This window comes from Paracoccus sp. MC1854, assembly GCF_014164635.1.
In the GTDB taxonomy this organism is placed as follows: Bacteria; Pseudomonadota; Alphaproteobacteria; order Rhodobacterales; family Rhodobacteraceae; genus Paracoccus.
In genome coordinates, this window is sequence record NZ_JACJFU010000005.1 from 139,050 (window position 1) to 161,456 (window position 22,407).

Genomic DNA, 22,407 nt, shown 5'->3' on the forward strand with positions numbered 1-22,407 from the left:
CCTTTCGGGCTATCTCGGGTCAGGTGAGAGCTATGGACGCACCCGCGCAGGGTCAAGGCCGCGCATGGCAGCCTCCCATGCCGCGTCCAGCAGCGGATCGGGCAGCGTCATGGCCTGGCGCGCCCGCGTCCACAGGATCGCGCAGTCGATTCTGCGGCCCGGATAGATCGCCCGCAGCGCGTGGCGATAGGCGGCCATCTGGCGCAGGTAGCCTTCGGGAACGGCGTCAACCGTTTCGGGAACGGCGGCGTTCGACTTGTAGTCGAGCGCGGTGACAAGCCCCTCGGTCACGATCAGCCGGTCGATGGTCCCCGACAGCCTGCGCCCGCCCGGCAGCGGCGCGGTCAGCGCCACCTCGCGCAGCACCGTTCCCTGCGGCGAGAACAGCGGCGCCAGTTCCTCAGCCTCGACCAGGGCGGCGAGTTCCTCCAGCAGCGCGGCAAGCTCTGGTTCGGTCGGCAGGCCCCCCTCGGCCCCCGCCAGCAGGTCACGGGCGCGGGCAGGACGCTCCTCGGGAGGCACCCCCGGCAGATGCTCCAGCAGCAGGTGCAGCCTCGTGCCGGCGAGAAGCGCGGCCTCGCGCCCGCCTCCGTTCGCAGGGTCCGACGCAAGCACCTTGTCGCCGCCCAGCGCCGTTGCCGCAACCGGACCCGGCGCGTGCGGCACCGGCGGCGCCTTCTCGTGCAGGCAGTCGGGCAGCGTCACTGCGGGCCGCGCGGCGCGGACCTCCGCCTCGGCCAAAGTCGGCCAGTCGCCGAAGGACAGGCGGCGGATGCCGCAGTCGCCCCAGTCGCAGGGCAGGTCGGCCTGCGCCAGCCCCTCGGCGCGGGAAACTCCATCCGCCACCATCGCGTGCCAGCTTTCGGTGGCCGCGCCGGTCTCTCCCGCCGCCGCCACGATCAGCCAGCTTTCCGCACGGGTGAGGCCGACATAGAGCAGCCGCCGCCTTTCCTCCTCCTGCCGCTGCTGGTCGCGGGCAATCCAGTCCTGCACCTGCGGCGTCTGCCAAGCCTTCGCGGCCCGCCAATGCGCGGGCGGCCCGTCATCCGGCAGGATCGTCTGCGCGGTCCGTCCCGGTCCCTTGCGCTTGGCGCAGTCGGGCAGGATCACCACCGGGCTTTCCAGCCCCTTGGCGCCATGCACCGTCATCACCCGGATCAGCCCGGCCCCTTCCTGCGCCGCCCCCGGTTGGCGCTTCACCTGCGCCTCGTCATCGGCCAGCCAGACGAGGAAACCCGTCAGCGAGGGCGTCTCGCTCGTCTCATAAGTCAGCGCCTGCGCCAACAGTTCGTCGATGCCGTCCTCGGCCTCGGGGCCAAGCCGCCCGATCAGCCGCGCCCGGCCCCCGTGCCGCACCAGCAGGCGTGAGATCAGGTCATAGGGCCGCAGGAAATCCGCCTGCCCCTGCAGGTCGGACAGGATCTCGCGGGCGCGCTCATGCCCCGACCGCCGCAGCGCCTGGATCAGCAGGCCCTTGCGCGGAGCGGCAAGGCGGTAAAGCTCCTCCTCGCTCAGCCCGAAGATGGGCGAGCGCAGGGCGGCGGCCAGCGACAGGTCGTCCTCGGGCGTGGCCAGCACCGACAGGACGGCGCGGATGTCCTTGACGGCCAACTCTCCCCCCAGCCGCAGCCGGTCCGCGCCTGCCACCGGCAGCCCGGCCTGCTTCAGCGCCCGGATCAGGTCGTGGAAGATGGCCGAGCGGCGCTGGACGAGGATCAGGATGTCGCCCGGCCGCAGCGGCCGCACCCGTGCGTTCCGCAAGGTGATGGGCGTGCCGATCATGTCGTGGGCGGCCTTGGCCACCGCCTCGGCCAGCACGCGGGGGGCAGCATTGGCGGCGACGGTATCGACCGGCGCGTGCCAAGGCATCGCTTCGGGCTTTTCCGGGTCCGGCACCGGCGGCCACAGGTCCACGCGGCCGGGCATCCCCTCGTGAAAGGCGATGTGGCTGGGGGTGTCGCCGAGTCCCTGCGCGGCCTCGCCCGAAAACACCGCATCCGTCAGCCGCAGGATCGCGGGCGAGGATCGGAAGGAATGGCGCAGCGCCGCGTCTTGCATCGGCTGGCCCGCGGCGTCGAAGGCCGCCGAGAACTCGGCATGGCGCGCCTCGAAGACGGCGATGTCGGCGCCTTGGAAGGAATAGATCGACTGCTTGGGATCGCCCACGACAAAGAGCGTCCGCGCCCGGTCGGCGGCGCCCGCGCCCGCCGTGAACTCGTCCGTCAGCCGCTGGATCACCCGCCATTGCAGCGGCGAGGTGTCCTGCGCCTCGTCCACGAGGATATGGTCGATCCCCCCGTCCAGCCGGAACAGCACCCATTGTGCCATGGCCGAATCGTCCAGCAACTTTGCCGTCCGCCCGATCAGGTCGTCGAAGTCGAGCCAGCCCCCCGCCGTCTTCGCCGCCGCATAGCGGCTGCCGAAGGCATGGCCGAATCGCTGCAGCGCCAGTGTGCGCCGGGCATGGGCCAGTTGCAGCCGCATCGGCCGCGCGGCCTCGACGCGGGACATCAGCCTATCCAGCCGCCCCATCAGCGCCGCGCAGGACCCCTCGCGCAGCGCCTTGGTCGGGAAACTGTCGCGCTTGGCCGAAAACGGCGCCTTGGCACTCTCGCCGGTCAGCAGCACGGCTTCCAGCGTGACCAGTTCCTCGATCCCAGCGCGGTCCCAGACGCGGACCGACAGCTTCGCCGCCGCCCCGGCGTCGGTCTTGCCGCCCGCCTGCAGCAGCGGGATCAGCGCCGGGATCAGCGTGGCCTCGTCGCCGTCGAAGCATTGCGCCAGCAGCGCGGGTTCATCGAAGCCATGCGGCAACCCGCAGGCCGTCCACAGCGTCTCGGGGCAGGGCGGACGGTCGAAATCCTTGAGGTTGGCAAGAAAATCGTCCAGCCCGCTGTCGGATTGCAGCGCTAGCAGGTCGGCCATCTCGGGGGCGTCGTCGCCGGCCATGCGCTCGATGATCTCGGCCCGCAGGTTGGCGGCGCTGCGCTCGTCGAGTTCGGCAAAGCCATGCGGCACCCCGGCCTCCAGCGGAAAGCGCCGCAGGACGCCCGCGCAGAAGCTGTGGATGGTCTGGACCTTCAGGCCCCCCGGCGTCTCGATGGCTTGGGCAAACAGACGCCGCGCCGCGTTCAGGTCGGCCCCCGCGCCCACGCCCATGCGCGCCAGCCGCCCGGTCAGGGCGGCGTCGTCCAGCATCGCCCATTCGCCCAGGCGGCGCAGCAGGCGGTTCTGCATCTCGGTCGCGGCGGCCTTGGTATAGGTCAGGCAGAGGATGCGTTCCGGCCGCGTCCCCGCCAGCAGCAGCCGCGCCACCCGGTCGGTCAGCACGCTGGTCTTGCCGGACCCCGCGTTGGCCGTCAGCCAGGTGGAACGGTCCGGGTCCGCCGCGACGTGCTGGGCGCGGGTCGCGGGGTCCGGCCCCATGCCCTTCACGGAAAGATCATTCATGGCCCACCCTGATCGGTTGCGGCGGATCGGCCTCGGACCATTCGCCATAGCGGGCAAGGTGGTCATAGTCCGACCCGAAGCCCGTCCGCTCCATCGCGCGGCGGGCGGTGAAGCCGTGCTCGCCCTGCAGATAGGCCGAGATCAGGGCGACGAACTGGTCCCAGGTTTCCGCCATCTCGTCGTCCCAGCCGCGCGGCGTGGTCTCTCCCTCGCCACCAAGGCGGATATAGCGCAGGTCCGCGACCTTCATCTTCTGGCCGAAGGCGCCGCGTTCCGCCATCGCGGCTTCCAGTGGAAGCTGCTTGTCGAACGTCAGGATCTGCGGGCGGGTGGGGGGCGTCCCGGACTTGTAGTCATAGATCACCGCCCGCCCGTCCTGCAGCCGGTCGATGCGGTCCGGCTTGGCGGTCAGGGTGAAGTCCAGCCCATCCACGGTCAGCCGGTACTGCCGCTCGACCACCAGCGGCTGGCCCGCCTGCAGTCGCTCATGCTCGTCCCGCACCAGCCGCTGCGCGATGCCCGCGATCCGCGCCCGCCAGAACATCCGCACCGAGGGCCAAGGCACCTGTTCGGCCAGCACCCGGTCGGCGGCCTCCATCAGCCGGGTCAGCAGCGCCTCGGGGCCTTCGTGCGGCTGCGGGGTGGGCGACAGGAAGCTCTGGATGATCGCGTGCAGCACGTTGCCGCGCTCCGCCGCATCGGGCTGGGGGCAGAGCGGGTCCAGCGCCCGCAGCCGCAGCACGTGGCGTGCATAGATCGCATACGGATCGCGTATCAACTGTGCGACCGCCGTGACCGACAATTCCCGGATCGCAGGCGCAGGCGGGCGGGGCGAGGGACGGGGGCAGGGGGGCGCCGCATCCTGCGCCCTCGGGGCCGCAATCGCCGCCGCCCGGTCGAGCCACAGCTGCCCCCGCGCCCGCATCGCCGCCAGCGCGGCGGGACCGCCCTGTGCGGGCAGCCCGTTCATCAGGTTCATCAGCCGGTTGAGCCAGCGCGAAGGGATCGTCTCGGATTCGTCGCTGCGATGCGCCCGCGACAGCACCACCTTCGGCGCGGCCACGCTGATCTGGAAGTCGTGCGCCGCCAGCCCGATGCGCCGTTCCGGCAGCGTCAGCCCCGCCTGCCGCCGCATCGGCCTGCTGAGCCAGGGGTCGGGATCCAGCGCCTGCGGCCAGCCGCCCTCGTTCAGTCCGCCAAGGATAACAAGGCCCTGCGCTTCGGTCCGCGCCTCGCGCGGGCCACGGATGCGGACCAGCGGATGCGCCGCGGCATCCACCCGCACCGCCTGCCCTTGCAGCAGATCGGCCAGCAGCCGGGCAAAGTCCCTCGCCGGCATCTCCGGGCCGTGGGCTGCGTGCAGCGCCAAGTGATCCAGCACCGCCCGCAGCTTCTCGCCCGCGCTTTCGGCGTAAAGCGCCGAGGCTTCCACCTCGCCACCCGGTCCCGCCGCCCATAGTTCGGCCAGCCTGCGGTGGCGGGCGACGCGTTCCGCCAGCGGCAGCGGCCCGCCATCCGCGATCAGCGGCACCGTCGCATCCAGCATCCGGGCGATCCCGTCCGCCCATGCGGCACGCACTGCATTCGGCTTGCCGCGCCGGCCTCGGGCGCCCCATGTCCGCAGCGCCTCGCCATCCGGGAAGGCGGGACCGTGGCGGCGCAGGTGCAGTTCCAGTTCGCGCGTCTGCAGCAGGTGCAGGCGGCGGGCATGGCGGCCGCCTCCGGTCGCGGTCAGAGGGTGCTTGAGCAGGATCAGCGCCGTATCGATGCCTAGGGGGCGCCCCGGCAGGCTGGCCACATGGCGCACGAAAAGGCCCGCGGCGGTCAGCGGCAGCGGCACGCCCGCGCTGTCGTCGGCGATGATCCCCCAGCGGTCCAGCGCCGCCGAGACCCGCCGCGTCAGGCTGCGGTCGGCGGCGATCAGCGTCACCGGCTCGCCCCTGTGGACGGCCTCGCGGATCAGCGCGGCGAGCGCGCCCGCCTCGGCGGCGGGGCTTTCGGCCTCGATCAGCGTCAGGCCCTCGGTCGCCCGTTCCAGATCGCCCAGCGAAGGCCCCTCGGCCACCCACTGGTCGGTCACGGGCGCGGGCCGCAGCGCAAGGCTGACCAGCCGGTTCCGCGCCGGAGCCGCCGCCCGCGCCTCGGTCCAGGGGCGTGGCACCCCGCAACTGGCGACAAGCGGGCCGAGGCGGGCCTGCGGGTGATCCTCGTTGCCGTCGCGCAGCATCGACCAGACGTGGCCGGGGGTGTCGGGGTCGTGGCCGGGCAGGATCACCGCGCCCTCGGGCAGGCGGGCGACGGCCTCCATGAACAGCCGCGTGGCCCCGTGCGAGCCGCTGGAGCCGGCGACGATCACCGGCCCTTGCGGCAGGTTCTGCCCCTCGGCCCAGTCGGCGGCCAGCCGCGTGGCGGCGGCATGGGCCTGCGCCTCGCGGTCGATGGGCTGGCCGTCGAGGTGAAAGCCCGCCGCGATCCGCAGGAAGGCCAGCGTGCGCTGCCAGTGGGCGGCGTGATCGGCGGCGTCGATGCCGTCCAGCGCGTCCGGACCCAGCCCCTCGGCCTGCATCTCGGCCATCAGTTCCGCCAGCGAGCGGGTCAGCGCCGGGACCGACTGCCCGGTGTCATCGCCCGCCATCGCCCGCGCGACCAGATGCGCCAGTTGAAGCTGCCGCGCCAAGGGGGGCGCGGGCGGGGGAAAGCCGCATTCGCTGCCGATCTCGGCGATCAGCCGCAGGCGCGGCAGAAGCAGGGGACCGGCCTCGTGGAAGGCCGCCTCGATGGCCCGCAGGGTGTGGCTGGAGTTGCCGTAGATGGTGACGGCGGCAAGCGCCTCGGGCGGACGCCCGGCCATGCGGGACAGCAACCCGCGCACGAGTTCGGCGCCGAAATCGACGCCGGGGGGAAGGGCATAAAGGCCGCGCATCGTCATGGCACGGCCTCCAGCATCGCCTCGGCCAGCGGGATGCAGTCGGGGCGGCCCACGTCGCACCAGCCGCCGGGGTGGACGATGCCATAGGCGCGGCCATCCGCGATCATCCGGTCCCAGAGGCGGTTGAGCGAGAAGGCGGGTTCCCCGATCCCGGCCAGTCCCTCGGTGCGGATGATCTGGCAGCCGGTATAGACGAAGTCTCCGCCGCGGGTGATCCGGCCCTGCGGGTCCAGCGCGAAGTCGCCGCCGCCGATGCGGCCTTGTGCTTGCTCGACGGGAACCAGCATCAGCAGCGCGTCCATGCGGTTGTCCCACGCCGCCCGCAGCGCGGCGACAGGGTTTGGCCCGGTCCAGATCACATCCGGGTTCATCGTCAGAACCGGGTCGTGGCCCAGCAGCGGCAGGGCCTTCTTCAGCCCGCCCCCGGTTTCCAGCAGGGTGTCGGTTTCGTCCGAGATCAGGACCTCGCCGCCCGCGAGATGGTCCACGATCTGCCGCCCGAGGTGATGCACGTTGACCACGATCCGCCGCGCCCCACCTGCGCGGGCAAGCGCCAGCGCATGGTCGATCAGCGGCCGCCCCGCCACCGGGATCAGGGGTTTCGGCGTCACGTCGGTCAGGGGCGCCATCCGCGTCCCCTTTCCGGCGGCGAACAGCATCAGCGTATCGGGCGCGCTCATTGTCCCGTTCCGCAGCGGGCGCGGATCGCCGCGATGACCTGGGGCGATGGCGGGGGCACGTCCTTCAGCACCCGCGCCAGGGGCGCCAGCGCCGGATGCGCAAGGTTGCGGGTGATCGCGGCCCAGACGCGCGGCATCATGTCGAGGTAGCGGGCCTTGCCGTCCTGCAGGCAGAGGCGGGTGAAGATCCCCATGATCCGCAGGTTGCGCTGCGCCCCCAGCAGGGCGTAGGCGGCGCGGAATGCGGCGTAGTCCCCTTCCGTCGCGGTCAGGTAGCGGGTGATCGCGGCTTCCTCGATCTCGGGGGACACGTCGCGGCGGGCATCCTGCAGGACCGAGGCCAGCTCATAGGCCGGATGCGCCGTCACGGCGTCCTGAAAGTCCAGAAGGCCCAGCGGCGCCTCGCCCCGCCAGACCAGGTTTTCCGCGTGGAAATCGCGCAGGGACAGGACCGGCAGGGTGTCGTCGCAAAGCGCGGCATGAAGCGTGGCAATGTTTCGGGACAGTGCGGCCGCGTCGATGGGCGCCCCTGCGGCGGCGGCATAGTCCGCAAACAGCCCCACCTGTTCCGCCAGCGCCGGGCCGTCGAGCGCGGGGACGAACTCGGGCGGGCGGTGACTGTGCAGGTCCACGACCAGGTCCGCGATGCGGTCGTAGATCGCGGGCGCGGCCTCGGGCTGGCGGTCAAGGACGCGGGCCACGAGGTCGTCGCCCAGATCCTCGACCACGGCCAGTCCGTGGGGTTCGTTATGGGCGATGGGCGCGGGGGCGTGAAAGCCGCGCTGGCGCAGCCAGTCGGTCATTTCCAGATAGCGGGGCATCGCGCCGGTGGGGTCGTCCATCAGGACCGCTGTGCCGTCCTCACCCCAGAGCCGGAAATAGCGCCGGGCCGAGGCGTCGCCCGCCAGCGGCGCGACCCGCGCGCCCGCCCAGCCGGCGGCCTGCAGAAACTGCGCGATCTCCAGCAGCCTCGGCGCGTCGGACCAGCGGGTGGGATCGCCCGACAGGACGATCTGGCGGCGGTCGTTTTCCAAGGGGTGCAGCGTCACGGTCAGCACGCCGGGCGGCGGGGCGCCCAACCGGTCGGGCCATTCGATGAGGGTGATCGCCTGCGTCATCGCCTCGTCCAGCCCGAGTTCCACCAGCTCCGAAGGGTCGGTCAGGCGGTACAGGTCTGCGTGCCAGATCTCGACCCCCGCCACGTCGCGGTAGGTCTGGACAAGGGTGAAGGTGGGGCTGGGCACGTCCTCGGGCGCCTCGCCCTGCCGGGCGCGGATCAGGGCGCGGGCGAAATGGGTCTTGCCGGCGCCCACGGGGCCTTCCAGCAGCAGGGTGTCGCCGGGGCGCAGCACGGCCCCCAGCACGCGGGCCAAGGCGGCGGTCAGCGTTTCATCGGCGTCGCCGAGGGCGGCGAGGGCGGGAAGGGTCATGTCCATGGCGGCGAAACTAGCCCCTGCGCGGGGCCGGGGGAAGATGCCCGGAGGGTCCGCCCAGGGCCGCGCCCAGCGCCGCTGCGGCCTCGGCCACCCGGCGCCCCAGCGCGGCCAGCGCGGCGTCGTCCAGCCGCGCCGAGGGGCCGACCAGTCCCAGCGCCGCCACCGGCTCGCCCGCGCCGCCGAAGACCGGCGCGGCGATGCCGTTCTGCCCGAGGGTGGCTTCGCCCCGCTCCGTCAGCCAGCCGCCGTGCCGCAGGGTTGCAAGATCGGCGGTCAGTTCCCCCTGATCGGTCAGCGAACGCGGCGTCAGCGCGGGCAGGGCGGCGCGGCCCAGCAGGGCGCGGACCCGTGCCAGCGGCAGATGCGCGATCAGCGCCTTGCCGGGGGCACTTGCGTGATAAGGCAGGCGGGTGCCGGGCGGCAGGACGGCGCGCAGGGTTGCGCCGCCCGGCGCCTCGGCCACCACCAGCGCCGAATCCCCGTCCGGCACCGCCAGCACGGCGGTTTCGCCGCTGTCCTGTGCCAGCCGCGCCAGAACCGGGCGGGCGCGCTCGGCCAGACCTCCGCGCCGCAGGAAGGCGGCGCCAAGGCGGAAGGCGCCGGGGCCGACGGTCCAGATCTGCGTTGCCGGATCGGCCTCGGCCAGCCTGCGGGCGGCCAAGGCCGACAGCAGACGATGCACCGTCGAGGGCGCCAGCCCCAGCCGTCGCCCCAGTTCGGACAGGGTCAGCCCGTCGCTTTCGGCCAGCACCTCCAGCAGCATCAGCGCCCGGTCCACCACGGGGGAACCGACGGCCGGTCCCTGTCGCGGGGCGCGGGCGGGCGAGGGGGCAGGGCCCTTGCGGATTCGTGCGTCGTCCATGCGCCGGCCAAGCTGCCGCAAACCGCGCTACCCCGCAATCCGCATCGCGGAAAGCCGCAGGAAAGCCTTTGCGCCGCGCCGCCTCCGTTGCAGTCTGGCCCCGAGGGACCGGGCGGACCGACAGGCCCGGCAGGAGGAAACCATGACCGACCTGACCAACCGGGGGGCCGTGCATCCGGTGGATGCGATGCTGCCCGCGCCGCGCCTGTTCACGCTGGGGCTGCAGCATGTGCTGGTGATGTATGCGGGCGCCATCGCGGTGCCGCTGATCGTCGGCCGCGCCCTGCAGCTTCCGCCCGAGGAGGTGGCCTTCCTGATCTCGGCCGATCTTTTCGTCTGCGGTATCGCCTCGATCATCCAGTCGCTGGGGGCGGGGGCTTGGCTGGGTGTCAGGATGCCGGTGATGATGGGCGTGACCTTCGCCGCCGTAGGTCCGATGGTCGCCATCGCCAACCAGACGCCGGGGCAGGAAGGCGCGCGGGCGCTGTTCGGGGCGGTGATCGGGGCGGGGGTGATCTCGATCCTGATCGCGCCGCTGGTCAGCCGGATGCTGCGGTTCTTCCCGCCGGTGGTGACGGGGACGGTGATCCTCGTGATCGGGGTCAGCCTGATGCCCATCGGCATCAACTGGATCTTCGGGCTGCAGGTCGGACCGACCGCGCCCACGCTGGTGGACCCGGCGATGCAGGCCTGGCTGGACGCGCAGGTCGCGGCCGGCGGCGTCCCCGAGGGGCTGCGCCTTGCGCCGAGCATGCCGAACACGCTTTACGCCGCCCCCCGCAACATGGTGATCGCTGCCGTGGTGCTGGCGACGATCCTGCTGATCGCCCGCTTCGCCCGCGGGTTCCTGGCCAATATCGCGGTGCTGGTCGGCATCCTCGTCGGCGGCATCCTCGCCACGGCGCTGGGACTGATGCAGTTCGAGAAGGTCGCCGCCGCCGCCTGGTTCGCGCCGATCCGGCCCTTCCATTTCGGCATGCCGATCTTCGATCCGCTGATGATCCTGACCATGACGATGGTCATGCTGGTGGTGATGATCGAATCGACGGGCATGTTCCTTGCGCTGGGCAACATGGTGGACCAGCGCATCGACCAGCCGAGGCTTGCCGCGGGCCTGCGCGCCGATGGCGTGGGCACACTTCTGGGGGGCATCTTCAACACCTTTCCCTATACCTCGTTCAGCCAGAACGTGGGGCTGGTGGCTGTGACCGGAGTGCGCTCGCGCCATGTCTGCGTGGCGGGCGGCGCGATCATGATCGTCCTCGGGCTGATCCCCAAGATGGGTGCCCTGGTCGAGGCGCTGCCCACGGTCGTCCTTGGCGGCGCCGGGGTGGTGATGTTCGGGATGGTCGCGGCGACCGGCATCCGGGTGCTGTCGCAGGTTGATTTCGCCGGCAACCGGCACAACCTGTTCGTGGTGGCGGTGTCGATCGGCATGGGCATGATCCCGATGATCGCCAACAACTTCGACCAGTGGCTGCCCGCCGGGACCAAGGTGCTGACCCATTCAGGCATCTTGCTGGCGGCGCTGTCGGCGGTGTTCCTGAACTGGTTCTTCAACGGCGCGCGCCATGTCGATCAGGCGGAACTGACCCGCGCCGCCGCGCAGGCCGACGCCCACTGAGGGGCTTACCCTTCCAACAAGGACCGGCGGGCCTCGGCGTATTCGCGGGCCAGCCGGTCCACGAGGGCGCCTGCCGGGACGACCTCCTTCACCGCGCTGATGCCCTGGCCCGAACCCCAGATCTGGCTCCAGGCCTTGGCCTTGGCGCTGCCCTTGCCGAAGTCCATGGTTTCGGGCGCGGCGTCCCCCAACGCGTCGGGGTCCATCCCCGCCGCCCGAATCGAGGGCTTGAGATAGTTGCCGTGGATGCCTGTGAACAGCGGGGAATAGACGATGTCCTCGGCCCCCGATTCGACGATCATCCGCTTGTAGTCGGGGACCGCATTCGCTTCCTCGGTGGCGATGAAGGGGCTGCCGACATAGGCAAGATCCGCCCCCATCGCCTGCGCGGCCAGCACCGCGCGGCCGGTGGCGATGGCGCCCGAGAGCAGCAAGGGACCGTCGAAGAACTCGCGGATTTCCCCGATCAGGGCAAAGGGGCTTTGCGGTCCCGCATGGCCACCCGCGCCCGCCGCGACCGCGATCAGCCCGTCCGCGCCCTTCTCCAGCGCCTTGCGGGCGAAGGTCTTGTTGATGACATCGTGAAGCGTGATGCCGCCGCAATCATGGGCGGCCTCGTTCACCTCGGGGCGCGCGCCGAGGCTGGTGATCCAGATCGGCACCTTGTGGCGGTGGCAGATCTCGATGTCGCGGTCGAGCCGGGCGTTGGATCGGTGGACGATCTGGTTCACCGCGAAGGGTGCTGCGGGCCGGTCGGGGTTGGCCTGGTTGTGGCGGTCCAGTTCCTCGGCGATGCGGGTCAGCCAGGCGTCCAGCAGCGGCGGCTCTCCGTCTCTTTCGCGGGCATTCAGCGCGGGGAAGGAACCGACGATCCCGGCCTTGCACTGGGCGATCACCAGGTCGGGGGACGAGACGATGAACATCGGCGCGGCGACGACCGGCAGGCGCAGGTTCGACAGGATCGGCGGCAGCATGGTTTTTCCCCTTTGACCGGACGCGGCCATGATGCGGGCCGGTGCGGGGGCCGCAACCCCCACCGCTGCGTCAGAAGGGAAGCGGGTGCCCCCGGTGGAACGCGTCGATGGCGCGCGTGGCCTCGGCGTTTAGCCGCAGGTCCAGCCCCGCGATCAGGTGGTCCAGTTGCGCCATTCGCGTGGCCCCGAGGATCGGGATCGCCGGAAAGGGCCGCTGGCGGACAAAGGCGATGGCCGCGTGGATCGGGTCCAGTCCCAGCCCGCGCGCCATCTGCCCCCACGCCTCGGCGGCGGCGATGCCGCGCGGGGTCGCGCGCCCGTGCAGGTCGCCCTCGCCGCCCCGCAGGCGGTCGTTCCCGGCGCGGCTGCCCTCGGGGATCGCGCCATCCGCATATTTGCCGGTCAGCAGTCCTGCGGCCAGCGGCGAATAGGCCATCAGCGTCACGCCTTCCTTGTGGCCCACCTCGGCCAGATCGGTGTCGTAAAGCCGATGCAAAGGCCCGTATTCGTTCTGAATCGAGACCACCCGCGGCCCGCCGGTGCGCTCGGCTGCGGCCAGCCAGGACATGGTGCCCCAGGCGGTCTCGTTGGAAAGGCCGAACTCGCGCACCTTTCCGGCAGCCACGAGTTCGCGCATCGCCGTCAGGATGCCGTCCATGTGGTCCTGCGCCCGCGCCTTGGACGCGCGGCTGGGGTCATAGGTCCAGTTCTGGCGGAATGCGTAGCTGCCGCGCTTGGGCCAGTGAAGCTGGTAAAGGTCGATGTGATCGGTTCCGAGCCGCCGCAGCGATTCGTCCACGGCGCCCGCGATGTTCTCCGGCTCGAAGCCCTTGCCGCCACGCGTGTGGCCGCCGTTCGGGCCGCTGGCCTTTGTGGCGATCTGCAGCCGCTCGCGTCCCCCGCGCGAGGACAGCCATTCGCCGATGATCTCCTCGGTCAGGCCGTAGGTCTCGGCCAGGGCGGGGTTCACCGGATACATCTCGGCCGTGTCCCAGAAGGTGATCCCGGCGTCCAGCGCCCGGTCCATCTGGGCCAGCGCCTCTTCGCGAGCCGTGTCCTTGCCGAAGGTCATGGTGCCAAGGCAGATGTCGCTGACGGTCAGGCCGCCCAGCTTGCGTGTGTTGATCATGGATGGTCCCGTCGCGGATGCGCGGGCAACCTGACAGCGCGGCCCCCTGCAGGCAAGCGGTCAGCCGCCCGCTGCCGGAAAGCTTTGCTGGAACACCCGGCCGTCGGTGTCCTCGGCATGGGCAGTGACCGGCTGGCCGTTGGGCTTGTAGCCGAGGCGGAACACCGGGTTCTCGGAGATCGAGATGCCGCCCTCCATCGTCATCAGCACCTCGTCGCCCTGTTTCAGCTCGATGGTCTGGACGAACTCGGCAGGGATGTTCAGCAGCGTCACCTGATCGCGCTGCAGGCCCGAGAAGTTGGGATGCCGGATCATCAGCGTCCCCATTGCGCGGCCCTCCGCCGGTTCGCTGCGGAAGCGCATCTCGCCCATCCCCTCGCGCGCCTTGGCGCCGCCGCCGGCAGGCGCCGCGCAGCCGCCCGAGGCCTTGACGAAGCGCCCGGCCATGACCTGCCGCCCGTCCTCCAGCGTGGCGATGGCGCGGACGTCGGAATAGGCGTCCACCCGCACCCGAACCTCGAAGTCCAAGGGCGCGGTGGCGGGGCCGAAGGTGAATTCCCCCGCCACCGGTGCGGGGTTCTGGTCGATCACCAGCGCCAGCCCGGTGATGCGGGGGCTGCCGGGGGCCTGGGTGATACGGATCGGGACCAGCGCCGGGTTTTCCGCGCGCATGGGGGCATCGAGGTCGAAGATGGCGGGATCGACCGGCGGCTCGGCATCGGTGCCGATCACGCCGGATCGCATGTCGTCCCAGGCGGGCGAGGGCTGCAGCGGGTTGTCCGCAGCCAGCGCGGGGCTGCCAAGGATTGCCAAGGCAAGGACCAGGGGCAGCGGTGAAAGGCGAAGGGACATGGCGAATCTCCCTTTGGCCGGTGCGGACCGGCCGGATGCTGAAGGATGGTGACAAAGCAGGGGCCGGGACGGCGACCCCGACCAAGGTCGTAGAACCTGTCTCCGGCGCTGTGCAGGCCGCGAGAGCGCGACACTCTGCCCGCCGGAGGGCCCGCCGATGCACGTCCTGATCCTGACCGCCTGCCTTGCTGCCGATCCCCTGGCCTGCGCGGACCGCCTGCTGCCCGCCGCCGAGGCACTGGATGCGGCAGGATGCGAGGCCAAGGCCGAGGATACCGCCGCCGCCTGGCTGGCCGCGCACCCGGACCTGACCGGTCAGGGCTGGCGCTGCGAGCCGCTGGCCCGGGCCGAGGCGCTGGAACTTGCCGAAGTCGCCCCCGGCGTCCACGTCCATCGCGGCGCCGACGCGCAGCTTTCCCCCGAAAACCGCGGCTGGATCGCCAACCTCGGCGTGGTTGTGGGCGACAGCCGCGTGGCGGTGATCGACCCCGGCGGCTCGCGCGCGCAGGGAGAGGCACTGTACGCCGCCATCCGCCGCCTGACCGGCCTGCCCATCGGCCCTGTGGTCCTGACCCACATGCACCCTGATCACATCGCCGGTGCCGAGGTCTTCGCCGAGGCGGGCGCCGAGATCATAGGCGACGCCCGCCTGCCCGAGGCGCTGGACCTCCGCCGCGAGACCTGGGCCGAAAGCATCCCCGCGCAGATCGGCGCAGCGGCATGGGCGGGCACGGTCCTGATCGGTCCGACACGGACCATCTCGGGGCCAGAGGTGCTGGACCTCGGGGGGCGGACGCTGGAACTGTCTCCGGTGCCCCGCGCCCATACCGACAGCGACCTGACCGTGCGCGACAGCGCCACGGGGGCGCTGTTCACCGGTGATCTGGTGTTTCGGGGGCTGACGCCGGTCGTGGACGGCTCGCTGAAAGGCTGGCTCGACTGGAACGCCCAGCCGCACGAGGGGGCTCCGGTCATTCCGGGGCACGGTCCGGTGGCAGGTTCGTTCACCGAGGCAAACGCCGCGCAGCGGTCCTATCTGGAGGCCCTGCGCGACGCCGTGCGGGCGGCACTGGACGCGGGGCAGGGCCTGTCGGCGGCGGTCCCGGCGATGGGGGTGGCGATGACCCCGCTGGCGGATGGCTGGGCCGACTTTCCCGCGACGACCGCGAGGAACGCTGCCGCAGCTTATGCCGAGATGGAATGGGACTGAGCCGCCCGCGAACCGGAACGGGCCGGCTCGCGTTCTTCGCCACAGCCGCAAGGGATGAATCATGGCGACAGGCAGCATCGTCGATCCGCAGGATGCCGCCGAAAGCGCCGGGCTCGTCTACGTCAGCGACTCGGAACCCGGCATCCGCCGCCGCCGCGCGGGCAAGGGCTTCAGCTATCCCGGCCCTGACGGCAAAACGGTCAAGGACAAGGACACGCTGGCCCGCATCCGCGCTCTGGCGATCCCGCCCGCCTATACCGATGTCTGGATCTGCCCCGACTCCAACGGCCATGTGCAAGCGACGGGCCGCGATGTCCGCGGGCGCAAGCAGTATCGCTATCACCCCCGCTTCCGCGAGGCCCGCAACAGCACGAAATACGAGCGGATGCTGGATTTCGCGGCCGCCCTTCCCTCCCTGCGCGCCCGCGTGGACGAGGACATGAGCCGCCGGGGGATGCCGCGCGAAAAGATGCTGGCGACGGTGGTGCATCTGCTGGAAACGACGATGATCCGGGTCGGCAACGCCGATTACGCCAAGCAGAACAAGTCGCACGGGCTGACAACGCTGAACGACCGCCATGTGAAGATCGAAGGCTCGCAGGTCCGCTTCCGCTTCAAGGGGAAAAGCGGCAAGGAATGGAACCTCGGCATCCGCGACCGCCGGGTGGCGCGGATCGTCAAGGCCAGCCAGGACCTGCCGGGGCAGCACCTGTTCCAGTATCTCGACGAGGATGGCGAGCGGCGGAGCGTCACCTCGGGCGACGTGAACGCCTACCTGCGCGAGATTTCGGGCACCGACATCACCGCCAAGGATTTCCGCACCTGGACCGGCACGGTGCTGGCGGCGCTGGCGCTGGCCGAATACGAGAAGGCCGACAGCGCGGCCGCCGCCAAGCGCAACGTCCGCGAGGCGATCGAACAGGTCTCGGCCCGCTTGGGCAACACGCCCACGATCTGCCGCAAGTGCTATGTCCACCCGCAGGTGATCGACAGCTACCTGTCCGACGACCTCGCACTGGAAATCACCGAGGAGATCGCCGAGGAACTGGACGAACCCGCCCTGCGCCCCGAAGAACGGCAGGTGCTGGAGTTCCTGCAGAAAAGGCTTGCCGCATGAACCGCATCACCGCCACCCAAGCCGCGCTGGACCTGCTGGCCGAGATCGAGGCCGCGCATGGCCCCGTCATGTTCCACCTGTCGGGCGGCTGCTGCGACGGGACCGCGCCGATGGTCTACGCGCAGGGCGACTTCCGCATCGGGACCAACGACGTGCAGCTTGGCACCATCGGCACCGCGCCCTTCTGGACCGGCAGCCTTCAGGCCGAGGCTTGGGCCGACACCGACCTGACGGTGGACGCGGTGCCGGGGCGCGGGGCGGGCTTCAGCCTCGACAATGCGCTGGACCGCCATTTCGTCCTGCGCCCGCCCACTTGCGCCTCTTAGGCGCAGGGTCCACATCGCGGGGCAAGCGAAAGGGGGCGACATGGCGCACAAGGTGTTCATCGACGGCGAGGCCGGAACCACGGGGTTGCAGATCCGCGAGCGCCTGGCCCCACGCCGCGACATCGAGCTGGTCCAACTCGTCCCTGCTCGCCGGAAAGACCCCGAGGCCCGGCGCGAGGCGCTGGCCGAGGCCCAAGTCGCCATCCTTTGCCTTCCCGACGCCGCCGCGAAGGAAGCGGTGGAGCTGGCCGAGGGGCTGGAGGTGCGCTTCATCGACGCCTCGACCGCGCATCGGGTGGCCGACGGCTGGGCCTTCGGCTTCCCCGAACTGACCGCCGGCGCGCGCGAGGCCATCGCCACGGCTCGCCATGTGTCCAACCCCGGCTGCTATTCCACCGGCGCCATCGCGCTAGCGGCGCCGCTGGTGGCGGCGGGGCTGGTGGCCCCGGATGAGATCGCCTCGATCAACGCCGTCTCGGGCTACACCGGCGGCGGCAAGGAACTGATCGCAGAGATGGAGATCGAGGGCGCCCCCGACTACTTCGTCTATGCGCTGGGCCAAGGCCACAAGCACCTGCCCGAGATCATCAGGCATTCGAAGCTGACCCGCCGCCCGGTCTTCGCGCCTTCCGTGGGGCAGTTCGCCCAAGGGATGGTCGTGCAGATTCCGTTGCAGCTTGAAGGCCGCAGGATTGCCGATCTGCGCGACGCGCTGGCCCGCCACTATGAGGGCGCGCGTTTCGTCAAGGTCGTCGAGCCTGTGGCCCGCGTGATCCCCACCGTCCTGAACGACACCAACGAGATGCATCTCTCCGTCCACGGTAGCGACGAGAACGGCTGCGCGGTGCTGGTGGCGGTTCTGGACAACCTCGGGAAAGGTGCGTCGGGCGCGGCGGTGCAGAACCTGAACCTGATGATCGGGGCGGACGAGGGCGTGGGGCTCTGACCCCGCCGCCGGTCTCCGATCCCGAAGATGGAAAGGAGGACCGGTCATGAGCAGGACAGTCGAGGACATGGCGCAACGCTGGCTGAGCCGCCCGCCCGAGGGGCTGAGCGGGCCGGAACATCGCGTCCTTGAAAGCTCGGTCACGCGCCGGCCGATCGCGCGGGATACCGGCGGGGACTATGGAACCGGGCTGACCTTCGGCCAGCGCCTGGCGGATGCCGTCGCCCGCTTCGGCGGATCATGGCCCTTCATCCTGTGGTTCGGCGCCTTCATGCTGCTGTGGACCGTCGGCAACACCTGGCTGCCGGGGCGCGGGGCCTTCGATCCCTATCCCTTCATCTTCCTGAACCTGATCCTGTCGATGCTGGCCGCGATCCAGGCGCCCGTCATCATGATGAGCCAGAACCGGCAGGCGCAGCGTGACCGCATCGACGCGGCCCATGACTACGAGGTCAACCTGAAGGCCGCGCTCGAGATCATGGCGCTGCATGAAAAGCTGGATGAGCTGCGTCACAGCGAGCTGCTGGCGATGAGGGACGACATCGCCCGCATCGCCGGGCAACTGGACGAGTTGCTGCGGCGCGTGGACGGGGACGGCGGCGCGCGCCCGGCGCAGGGGCTGCGGCCGGACGGCTGAACCTGCCCGGGCCGGTTCAGCGGGTGCCGCTGGCGTTCGCGCCTTTGCGGATGCTCAGCCCTCGAGGCCGAAGGCGGGGTGATGCCGGACCTCGCCCCGCGCGGGTTCGGCAAAGGGCAGCGCCAGCACATAGTCTGCCGGGATGCCGCGCACGGTGAGGCCGAGATCGGGCGCAAAGCCGAAGCGCGCGTAATATGCAGGCTCGCCCACCAGCACCGCGCCCTGCGCCCCTACGGCCCGCAGCCGCGCCAGCGCCGCCTGCATCAGCGCCGCGCCGATGCCGCGCGACTGCCGGTCGGGCCTGACCGCAAGGGGGCCGATGCCGAACCAGCCCGGCGCATCCCCGATGCCGACGGGCGAGGCCGCGACATGGCCGAGGATGCCCGCGTCCCCCTCGGCCACCAGCGACAGGCTCAGGGCGCCCGCCGCGCGCAGGCCGTCCACGATCTGCGCCTCGGTCCCGCTGGCATGGGCCGCGCCCCGGAATGCCTCGGTGACAAGGCTGCGGATCGCAGTTGCATCGCCGGGGACCTCTTCGCGCAGGGTGACGCCGGGGTCGGGCATTGCTCAGTCCGCCTTGATCTGCCGCGCCTCGGTCACCAGCATGATCGGGATGCCCGCGCGGATCGGGAAGGCGAGGCCAGCCGTCCGCGACACCAGTTCCTGCCGCGCGGCGTCATAGGACAGCGGCCCATGCGTCACCGGGCAGACCAGCGCTTCCAGCATATGCCGGTCGAAGGCGGGGGCGGGGGCGGGGGCTTCGGGCAGGGGCGGGGTGGTCAATGCAGCATCTCCTCGTCATCGCCGCCGCCGTGCAGGGCGTATTCCAGAAGGCCGTCCAGCATCTCGCGCCGGGCGGGCAGGTCGGGGGCTTCCAGCAGCGCCTGCTTTTCCTCGACGCCCAGCGGCAGCAGCATGGACAGGCTGTTGACCAGCAGCTCGTCGTCGGCCTCCTCGGCAGCGTTCCAATCGGTGGACAGCTCGCGCTCGTCCATGTAGCGGCGCAGCCGTTCGATGAAACCGGGGCGGTCGAAGGCGGGATCGGGCGGCACCGAGCCGGCGCGGTCCGACCGGAACTCGCTCCACTCGATCCGGCCGCGCAGGTAGGGAGTGAAGCCCTCGATCCGTTCCGCCAGCCGGAACCGCGACACCGCGCGCAGCGAGATCATCAGCCGCCCGTCGTCAGCCTCGGAAAACATCGTGATACGCCCGGCGGTGCCGACAGTGGCAAGACCGTCGCCGATGGGCTGGATCATCCCGATCATCCGGTCGCCCGTCTTCAGCACGTCATCCACCATCTGCAGGTAGCGCGGCTCGAAGATATGCAGCGGCAGGCGGGTGCGCGGCAGCAGCACCGCGCCGGGCAGCGGGAACAGCGGGATCGTGTCGGGCAGGGTGCCGCGCAGGCTCACGCGAAGATCAGCGACGACAGCCGCCGGCGCCCCTTCTGCACCAGAGGGTCGGTGGGCGGCAGCGCGTCGAAGATCGTCAGCAGCTGCGCCTTGGCGGCGCCGTCGTTCCAGTCGCGGTCGCGACGGAAGGATTCGAGCAACTGGTCGATGGCCTCCTCGACCCGGCCCGCGGCGTGCAGCGCGGTCGCATAGTCGAAGCGGGCCTGGCTGTCCGAAGGGTCGGCGTTCACCCGCGATTCCAGATCCGCCAGCGGCCCGGCATTGGCGGCCTGCCGGGCCAGCGCCAGTTGCGCGCGGGCGGCCTCGACCGGGGCGGCCGTGGCGACGGCGGCAGGCACCTGCCCCAGCGCCGCCTCGGCCGCTTCGGTGTCGCCCCCGGCCAACTGGGCGCGGATCAGCCCGCCCCAGGCCTGCGGGTTTTCGGGTTCTTCTCCCAGAATTGCGGCAAAGGTTTCGACGGCATCCAGCGCGGCGCCTTCGGCAAGCATCGCCTCGGCGGCTTCCAGCGCGGCGCCGAGGCCGCCGTCATCGCCGCCCAAAGCCGCCAGCTTGTCCACGAAAGCCTTGATCTGGCTCTGCGGGATCGCGCCTTGGAAGGCATCGACCGGCTGGCCCTGGAAGAAGGCATAAACGGTCGGGATCGACTGCACCCGCAACTGCTGGGCGATCATCTGGTTCTTGTCCACATCGACCTTGGCCATCCTGACCCGGCCCTTGTGGCGGGCGACCTCGGCCTCAAGCTGCGGACCCAGCGTCTTGCACGGGCCGCACCATGTCGCCCAGAAATCCACGATCACCGGCACCTGCATCGAGGCGTCGATCACCTCGGCCATGAAATCGGCCTCGGTCACGTCCTTGATGAAATCGGCGGTGTTCGGCGGCGTCTCGCCCGAGCCTTGCAGCAGCATCGTCCTGATCCCCGGAGTGTTTCTTCAATTGGCCGCAATATGGGCGTTGGCGCGCGGGACCGGAAGGGGCCTTGCGGTCACACGCTCAGGTCGAAGCAGGCGAAGACGGGGACGTGGTCGCTGGGCTGATCCCATCCCCGCACGGGGCGCAGGATGCGGCTGGCGTGGCCCGCCTGCGCGATGTCGGCGGTCGCCCAGATGTGGTCCAGCCTGCGGCCCTTGTCGGCCGCGTCCCAGTCGCGGGCGCGATAGCTCCACCAAGAATAAAGCTTGCCGTCGGGGATATCCTTGCGCGTGACATCCACCCAGTCGCCCGCGTCCTGCGTCTGGGCCAGATGCTCGATCTCGATGGGGGTATGGCTGACGATCCTCTGCATCGCCTTGTGGGACCAGACGTCATCCTCCATCGGCGCGATGTTGAGGTCACCGACGAGGATCGACCGCGCGGGCTTTTCCGAATGGAAGCTGTCGCGCATGTCGGTCAGGTAGTCGAGTTTCTGGCCGAACTTGATATTGACCTCGCGGTCCGGGACATCGCCGCCTGCGGGGACATAAACGTTGTGGATGGTGACGCCGTTCTCCAGCCTTGCGGCGACATGGCGGGCGTGGCCCAGCCCTGCGTGGTCCTGGTCGCCCGCATCGATGATCGGCAGGCGCGACAGGATCGCCACGCCGTTGTAACCGCGCTGGCCGCGGGCCACGATCCAGCGATAGCCGAGATCGTGGAACAGATCGAAGGGCATCTTCTCGATCGGCGACTTGCATTCCTGCAGGCAGAGGATGTCCGGGGCTTCCTCGCCCAGAAGACGGGTGACGAGACCGGCCCGCAGGCGGACCGAGTTGATGTTCCAGGTGGCAATGGTGAACATGGGGCGCGACTTAACGCGCAGCGCGGGAAAGGGGAAGCCGATGAACCAGCTTGTGGACGGGGTCTGGACCAAGGGCAGCATCGGGGCGTCGAAAAAGGACGGCGCCTACAAGCGCCAGAACGCGGGCTTCCGCAACTGGTGCACGCCGGGCGGCGAGGCAGGGCCATCGGGGCAGGGGGGCTTTCAGGCGGAAAGCGGGCGCTATCACCTCTACGTCTCCTACGCCTGCCCATGGGCGCACCGGACGCTGATCTTCCGCGAACTCAAGGGACTTGCGCCGCATATCGACGTCTCGGTGGTCCATCCGGTGATGGGGGACGAGGGCTGGACCTTCGCCACCGATTTCGACGGGGCCACCGGCGACCCGCTGTTCGGGTCCGACTACCTGCGCGAGATCTACCTGCGCGCCGACCCGAAGATGACCGGCAAGGTCACGGTGCCGGTCCTCTGGGACAAGCAGCAGAACACCATCGTATCCAACGAATCGAGCGAGATCATCCGCATGCTGGACAGCGCCTTCGACGCGCTGACCGGGAACGAGGCGCATTACTGGCCCGAGGACCTGCGCGCCGAGATCGAGGCGGTGAACGAGCGCGTCTATCCGAACTTCAACAACGGGGTCTATCGCGCCGGTTTCGCCGCCACGCAAGCCGCCTATGACGAGGCCATCGGCCCCGTTTTCGAGACGATGGAGTGGGCCGACGACATCCTTTCGCGCCAGCGCTACCTGACCGGGGACCGGCTGACCGAGGCCGACTGGCGCATGTTCACCAGCGCCGTGCGCTTCGACACGGTCTATCACACGCATTTCAAGTGCAACCGCCAGTGGCTGCGCGACTATCCGAACCTCTGGGCCTGGACGCGCGAACTTTACCAGATGCCCGGCATCGCCCCCACCGTGCGGCAGGACCACATCACCCACCACTACTACCGCAGCCACCCCGACCTGAACCTGCACGGCCTGATCCCGATCAACCCGGTGATCGACTGGGACGAGCCGCACGGACGCGGCTGACCCGCGCAGAAAAAAACCCCGGCGCAATGCC

The 22,407-nt window shown here is 70.5% G+C and carries 20 protein-coding genes; 7 read left to right on the top strand and 13 right to left on the bottom strand.

Annotation, left to right across the window (positions count from 1 at the left end):
• Positions 1-30 precede the first annotated feature (30 nt).
• Genes addA through H5395_RS06385 form a run of 5 tightly spaced genes read right to left on the bottom strand, consistent with a single transcriptional unit; the run spans position 31 to position 9,357 of the window.
• The gene (gene addA, locus H5395_RS06365) at positions 31-3,450 is read right to left on the bottom strand and encodes a double-strand break repair helicase AddA (protein WP_234450763.1); all 3,420 of its coding nucleotides are present in this window, start codon (positions 3,448-3,450) and stop codon (positions 31-33) included.
• The gene (gene addB, locus H5395_RS06370; protein ID WP_182791714.1) at positions 3,443-6,379 is read right to left on the bottom strand and encodes a double-strand break repair protein AddB; all 2,937 of its coding nucleotides are present in this window, start codon (positions 6,377-6,379) and stop codon (positions 3,443-3,445) included. The genes addA and addB overlap by 8 nt, the downstream gene beginning before the upstream one ends.
• Positions 6,376-7,059: a nucleotidyltransferase family protein gene (locus tag H5395_RS06375; RefSeq protein WP_182791716.1), complete on the bottom strand. Its 684-nt coding sequence runs from the start codon at positions 7,057-7,059 to the stop codon at positions 6,376-6,378. The genes addB and H5395_RS06375 overlap by 4 nt, the downstream gene beginning before the upstream one ends.
• The gene (gene tsaE / locus H5395_RS06380; RefSeq protein ID WP_182791717.1) at positions 7,056-8,489 is read right to left on the bottom strand and encodes a tRNA (adenosine(37)-N6)-threonylcarbamoyltransferase complex ATPase subunit type 1 TsaE; all 1,434 of its coding nucleotides are present in this window, start codon (positions 8,487-8,489) and stop codon (positions 7,056-7,058) included. Before tsaE ends, H5395_RS06375 begins: the two co-directional genes overlap by 4 nt.
• A 16-nt stretch (positions 8,490-8,505) precedes the next feature.
• Entirely contained in the window at positions 8,506-9,357 is an 852-nt protein-coding gene (locus tag H5395_RS06385; protein ID WP_182791719.1) for an IclR family transcriptional regulator, read from the bottom strand.
• 142 nt (positions 9,358-9,499) lie between these two features.
• Between H5395_RS06385 and H5395_RS06390 the strand changes: the two genes are divergently transcribed.
• Positions 9,500-10,981 carry a nucleobase:cation symporter-2 family protein gene (locus H5395_RS06390; protein WP_182791720.1) on the top strand — a complete coding sequence of 494 codons (1,482 nt, stop codon included), beginning with the start codon at positions 9,500-9,502 and terminating at the stop codon, positions 10,979-10,981.
• Between the two features lie 5 nt (positions 10,982-10,986).
• Here H5395_RS06390 and H5395_RS06395 read toward each other — a convergent pair whose 3' ends face one another.
• From H5395_RS06395 to H5395_RS06405, 3 genes are all read right to left on the bottom strand, one after another.
• Positions 10,987-11,955, bottom strand: a complete 969-nt coding sequence (locus H5395_RS06395; protein ID WP_182791722.1) for a nitronate monooxygenase family protein — start codon at positions 11,953-11,955, stop codon at positions 10,987-10,989.
• A gap of 70 nt (positions 11,956-12,025) precedes the next feature.
• A complete protein-coding gene (locus H5395_RS06400; protein ID WP_220494863.1) occupies positions 12,026-13,084 on the bottom strand; it encodes an aldo/keto reductase in 1,059 nt (352 codons plus the stop codon).
• A gap of 60 nt (positions 13,085-13,144) precedes the next feature.
• Positions 13,145-13,936 (bottom strand): quinoprotein dehydrogenase-associated SoxYZ-like carrier, encoded by a 792-nt coding sequence (locus H5395_RS06405; protein WP_182791723.1) that lies wholly within the window; start codon positions 13,934-13,936, stop codon positions 13,145-13,147.
• A gap of 157 nt (positions 13,937-14,093) precedes the next feature.
• On the opposite strand from H5395_RS06405, the gene H5395_RS06410 reads away from it, so the two are divergent.
• The 5 genes from H5395_RS06410 to H5395_RS06430 all read left to right on the top strand — a co-directional run bounded on the left by H5395_RS06410 (position 14,094) and on the right by H5395_RS06430 (position 18,172).
• On the top strand, positions 14,094-15,146 hold the full coding sequence (locus H5395_RS06410; RefSeq protein ID WP_182791725.1) for a quinoprotein relay system zinc metallohydrolase 2: 1,053 nt from the start codon (positions 14,094-14,096) through the stop codon (positions 15,144-15,146).
• A gap of 61 nt (positions 15,147-15,207) precedes the next feature.
• A complete protein-coding gene (locus H5395_RS06415; protein WP_182791727.1) occupies positions 15,208-16,263 on the top strand; it encodes a DNA topoisomerase IB in 1,056 nt (351 codons plus the stop codon).
• Positions 16,260-16,589 (top strand): DUF779 domain-containing protein, encoded by a 330-nt coding sequence (locus tag H5395_RS06420; protein ID WP_182791728.1) that lies wholly within the window; start codon positions 16,260-16,262, stop codon positions 16,587-16,589. Before H5395_RS06415 ends, H5395_RS06420 begins: the two co-directional genes overlap by 4 nt.
• Before the next feature lie 40 nt (positions 16,590-16,629).
• A complete protein-coding gene (gene argC / locus H5395_RS06425) occupies positions 16,630-17,535 on the top strand; it encodes an N-acetyl-gamma-glutamyl-phosphate reductase (RefSeq protein ID WP_182791730.1) in 906 nt (301 codons plus the stop codon).
• A 46-nt stretch (positions 17,536-17,581) separates the two neighbouring features.
• Entirely contained in the window at positions 17,582-18,172 is a 591-nt protein-coding gene (locus H5395_RS06430; RefSeq protein WP_182791732.1) for a DUF1003 domain-containing protein, read from the top strand.
• Between the two features lie 54 nt (positions 18,173-18,226).
• Here the strand turns inward: H5395_RS06430 and H5395_RS06435 are convergent, their stop codons facing one another.
• The 5 genes from H5395_RS06435 to H5395_RS06455 form a co-directional block, all read right to left on the bottom strand.
• Entirely contained in the window at positions 18,227-18,736 is a 510-nt protein-coding gene (locus H5395_RS06435) for a GNAT family N-acetyltransferase (protein WP_182791734.1), read from the bottom strand.
• A 3-nt stretch (positions 18,737-18,739) separates the two neighbouring features.
• A complete protein-coding gene (locus tag H5395_RS06440) occupies positions 18,740-18,898 on the bottom strand; it encodes a Trm112 family protein (RefSeq protein ID WP_182791795.1) in 159 nt (52 codons plus the stop codon).
• 53 nt (positions 18,899-18,951) lie between these two features.
• The gene (locus H5395_RS06445; protein ID WP_182791736.1) at positions 18,952-19,584 is read right to left on the bottom strand and encodes an LON peptidase substrate-binding domain-containing protein; all 633 of its coding nucleotides are present in this window, start codon (positions 19,582-19,584) and stop codon (positions 18,952-18,954) included.
• Positions 19,581-20,492 carry a co-chaperone YbbN gene (locus H5395_RS06450; protein WP_182791738.1) on the bottom strand — a complete coding sequence of 304 codons (912 nt, stop codon included), beginning with the start codon at positions 20,490-20,492 and terminating at the stop codon, positions 19,581-19,583. Before H5395_RS06450 ends, H5395_RS06445 begins: the two co-directional genes overlap by 4 nt.
• A gap of 77 nt (positions 20,493-20,569) precedes the next feature.
• Positions 20,570-21,361, bottom strand: a complete 792-nt coding sequence (locus H5395_RS06455) for an exodeoxyribonuclease III (RefSeq protein WP_182791796.1) — start codon at positions 21,359-21,361, stop codon at positions 20,570-20,572.
• 40 nt (positions 21,362-21,401) lie between these two features.
• Between H5395_RS06455 and H5395_RS06460 the strand changes: the two genes are divergently transcribed.
• A complete protein-coding gene (locus H5395_RS06460; RefSeq protein WP_182791740.1) occupies positions 21,402-22,376 on the top strand; it encodes a glutathione S-transferase family protein in 975 nt (324 codons plus the stop codon).
• The last annotated feature ends 31 nt before the right edge of the window (positions 22,377-22,407 follow it).